Raw genomic sequence first — 4,024 nt, 5'->3', positions numbered from 1 at the left:
AGAGCGAGGTCGGCCGGTACTTCTCGACCAGCTTCCAGTAGTTGGCGAGCACCTCCTTGTTGCGCAGCAGCGAGGTCGTCGGGATGATCACTTCCATGCCCGCCGAGAGCGAGGCCAGCGAGGCCGGTAGCACGCCCGCCACGTGGAACAGCGGGTAGCCGTTGATCGAGATGCCCTGGTCGTTCATGCCCGCGACCTGCACGCTGGCCCAGGCCGTGAACACCTGCGCGCCGTGGCTGTGGCGCGCGAGCTTCGGCGCGCCGGTGGTGCCGCCGGTGTGGAAGTAGGCGGCGATGTCGCTGGGCGCAATGTCGCGGCCGCTCACGAGGCGATCGGACGGCTGTGCCGAACGCAGCACGTCGAAATCGGCCACGCCCTCGGGCAAGGCGCCGGCCGCGCCCGGTGCTTCGTCATGCGGTGCCACGCGCAGCACCGTGGTGAGCGTGGGCACCTGGCCGCGCAGGCGCATCGCCTTCGACCACATGCCCGATTCGCTGTCCGAGCCGTAGGCGATCAGCACCTTGGCGCGGCCCGCGGTCATCAGCGCCACCAGCTTCTCGTCGGTGAGCAGCGGGTTGAGCGGCTGCACGATGCCCGCCGCCTCGCCGCCCCAGAGCGCGAGGTGGTACTCGAGGCAGCCCGGCAGCAGCACCGCCACCGCATCCTGCGGACCCACGCCCAGCGCGTGCAGCATGTTCGCGGTCTGGTGGATGCGCGCGAGCAGTTCGGCGTACGACCAGCGGATCGGCGCGTCGGCCGGGTTGCCGGTGCGCAGGAAGGTCAGCGCGGTCTTGCCGCCGAAGGCCGCGCCCGCGTTGCGGAAGATCTCGTAGGTGCTGCGGACCGTCAGCGCCTCTTCGAGCGGCGTCTCCTCGAGCCTGCGGATGTCGGCGAGGCTGCGGACCGGGAGCGTCGGGCGAAAGGGTACGCCGGCCGGGTTCGTCTTCTTGCTGTCTGCCATGGCATGTCTCCTGGATATTTGTTGTGGTGCCGGCCGCGCGCAAAGCGCTGTTCTACTGGTTCGTGATCTTGTTGTCGCGAATGACCTTGCCCCAGCGCTCGAAATCCTGGCGCATGCGCACGCCGGTCTGCTCGGCCGTGCGATAGGCCGCGAAGGAGCCGACGCCCTCGAGCTTGTCCTGCACTTCCTTGTCGGCGAGCGCGGTCTTGAGCTCGGCGCTCATGCGCTCGACCACGTCCTTGGGCGTGCCGGCCGGTGCCAGCAGGCCGCCCCAGGACGTGGCATCGAAACCCGGGAAGCCCTGCTCGGCGACCGTCTTCACGTCGGGCAGCAGGCTCACGCGCTGGCCCGAGCCGACCGCGATCGCGCGCAGCGTACCCGAGCGGATGTGCGGCATCACCGCCACCAGGTCCGAGAACATCGCGGGCACCTGCCCGCCGATCAGGTCGGTCACGGCCGGTGCGCTGCCGCGGTAGGGCACGTGCTGCATCTCGAACTTGCCGATGTTCTTGAGCTGCTCGGTCGTCAGGTGGCCGAAGCTGCCTGCGCCGGCCGTCGTGTRGTTGAGCTTGCCGCCCTCGGCCTTGGCCTTGGCGATCAGGTCCTGCAGGCCGTTCACGCCGGGCAGTACCTTGGGGTTCACCACCATCACGATCGGCAGGTCGTACACCGTGCCCACGGGCGTGAAGCTCTTGAAGATGTCGTAGGGCGTCTGGCCGTACAGGTGCGCGGCCAGCAGCGTGGGCGTGGCCAGCATCACGAAGGTGTAGCCGTCGGGCGCGGCCTTGGCAGCCGCCGCCGCGCCGATGGTGCCCGAGGCGCCGCTGCGGTTGTCGATGAGGATGTTCTGCTTCAGGCCCTGCGACATCTTCTGCGCCACGATGCGCGTGGCGACGTCGGTCGGGCCGCCGGGCGGAAAGGGCACCACGAAGGTGATCGGCTTGGCGGGCCAGGCCTGCGCGAAGGCGGTGCCGGCCACGAGCGGAAGGGCCAGCGCGAGGAGTGCGCGGCGTGCGGGATTGCGAAGGGAGCGGGAAGAAGAAAAGGCCATGGACTTGTTCAGGAGGAATCGGAAAGGACGGGCGCCTTCAGACGACGCCGCTGGTTTTCAGTTGCGCGAGCCGGTCGTCCGACAGGCCGAGCAGGGACTGCAGCACCTCGTGCGTGCCTTCGCCCAGTTGCGGCGGCGCGCTGCGCACGGGCAGGCGCTCGCCGTCGAAGCGGTAGGGCGGGGCCAGCACGTTGACCTTGCCGGCCACCGGATGCGGCTGCTCGGTCACCAGGCCGGCATCGGCCGCGCGCCTGGAGTTGAGCGCTTCGAGCAGGCCCAGCACTTCGCCGCAGGGAATGCCCGAGGCGCTGAGCCTGGCCAGCAGGTCGGCGCGCTGGCGCTTGGCGAGCTCGGCGTGCAGCTCGGGCAGCAGCACCGCGCGGTTCGCCGAACGCAGGATGTTGGTCTTGAAGCGCTCGTCGGCCGCGAGGTCAGGCCGCTCGATCACTTCGGTGCAGAAGCGCGCGAACTGCGCGTTGTTGCCCACGGTGATCACGAGCGGGCCGTCGGCCGCGTCGAACACGCCGTAGGGCACGATCGACGGATGCGAGTTGCCGTAGCGCGGCGGGTCCTCGCCCATCAGCAGCGCCTCGAGGCCGTAGTAGGCGGTGATCATCAGGCCGCAGTCGAAGAGAGCCATCTCCACATGCCGGCCCTTGCCGGTCTTCTCGCGCTGGTAGAGCGCCGCAAGCACGGCCTGCGCCGAGTACATGCCGGTGAACAGGTCGACCATGGCCACGCCGAACTTCAGCGGCGGCTGGCTGGCTTCGCCGTTGAGCGCCATCAGCCCGGCCTCGCCCTGCACCACGAGGTCGTAGCCGGGGCGCGCGGCCTCGGGGCCGGTGCGGTCGTAGCCCGAGATCGAGCAGTAGATGAGCCCCGGATGCTCCTTGCTGAGCTGTTCGTAGCCCAGGCCCAGCTTGTCGATGCCGCCGAACTTGAAGTTCTGGATCACCACGTCGCACTGCTTCGCGAGGTCGCGCGCGATCTGCTGGCCCTCGGGCGTCTGCAGGTCGAGCGTGACCGAGCGCTTGTTGCGGTTCACGCTGTTGAAATAGGCCGTCTCGGTGTTGCCGACGCGCAGGCCCCAGTCGCGCGTGTCGTCGCCGCGGCCCGGGTGCTCGACCTTGATGACTTCGGCGCCCATGTCGGCCAGCACCATGCCGCACCAGGGGCCCGCGAGGATGCGGGACAGATCGAGGACGCGCACGCCGGCCAGCGGCAGCGAGGAATTCAGCATGGGCATGAGGGCAACTCCAGGAAAACGAACAACCCCCGCGTCCGAATGCGAGGGCGGGGCACGACGCGCGTCAGGACGCGTCCGGCTTTGCCTTGCGGCGCAGCGCGTTGAAATCCGCGCGCCGCTTGCCGAGGAAGGCACCGATGCCTTCGGCCGCCTCGGCATCGGCCTGCGACTCGACCATGTACACGGCCTCGGCATCGAGCTGCTGCTCGAGCGTGGCGCGGTGCGCCTGGCGGCACAAGGTCTTGATGCGTGCGATCGCGCGCTGCGGGCCATCGGCCACCTTGGCCGCGAGCGCGATGGCCTCGGCCAGCGCGGCGCCCTTGTCGGTCAGCCGGTTGACCGCGCCCAGCGCATGCAGGCGCTCGGCCGTCATGCGGTCGCCGGTCAGGCACATCTCGGTCAGCACCTGGCGCGAGACGAATTCCGCAAGGAAGGCCGTGGCGCCGCCGTCCGGCGTGAGGCCGACCTTGACGTAGGCCACCGTGTAGAACGCGTCGCGCGCCGACACCAGCATGTCGCAGGCCAGCGCCATCGAGAGGCCCGCGCCCGCCGCGCCGCCTTCGACGGCCGCGATCACCGGCTTGCCGCAATCGCGGATGCCGCGGATCAGGTCGTGCAGGCCTTCGAGCTTTTCGCGGCGCTCGGAGGCGGGCAGCTCGCGGCGCTTGGCCAGCAGGTTGAGATCGCCGCCCGAGCAGAAGAAATCGCCCGCGCCGGTGAAGACGACGGCGCCGACTTCGGGGTCGTTTTGCGCATCGGCGAGCGC

At 69.8% G+C, this 4,024-nt stretch carries 4 protein-coding genes; all 4 read right to left on the bottom strand.

Annotated features, from left to right (window positions below):
* Positions 1-961 (bottom strand): AMP-binding protein (locus AC1DOC_RS22845; protein ID WP_478130542.1); only part of this gene is annotated, 961 nt, incomplete at its 3' end.
* Positions 962-1,013: 52 nt separating this feature from the next.
* Positions 1,014-2,012 carry a Bug family tripartite tricarboxylate transporter substrate binding protein gene (locus tag AC1DOC_RS22840; RefSeq protein ID WP_478130541.1) on the bottom strand — a complete coding sequence of 333 codons (999 nt, stop codon included), beginning with the start codon at positions 2,010-2,012 and terminating at the stop codon, positions 1,014-1,016.
* 37 nt (positions 2,013-2,049) lie between these two features.
* Positions 2,050-3,258, bottom strand: a complete 1,209-nt coding sequence (locus tag AC1DOC_RS22835; RefSeq protein WP_062363264.1) for a CaiB/BaiF CoA transferase family protein — start codon at positions 3,256-3,258, stop codon at positions 2,050-2,052.
* 64 nt (positions 3,259-3,322) lie between these two features.
* Positions 3,323-4,024: oxepin-CoA hydrolase, alternative type (locus AC1DOC_RS22830; protein WP_478130540.1), on the bottom strand; the 702-nt coding region annotated here is incomplete at its 5' end.

This window comes from Variovorax sp. 01T439_2 (assembly GCF_056398445.1).
Note: the sequence above shows the minus strand (reverse complement) of the source record. Positions and strands in the feature narration are given on the sequence as shown.

Coding starts and splice junctions, on each gene's coding strand:
- AC1DOC_RS22835 (WP_062363264.1), bottom strand. CDS start 3,258: ATGCCCATGCTGAATTCCTCGCTGCCGCTGGCCGGCGTGCGCGTCCTC.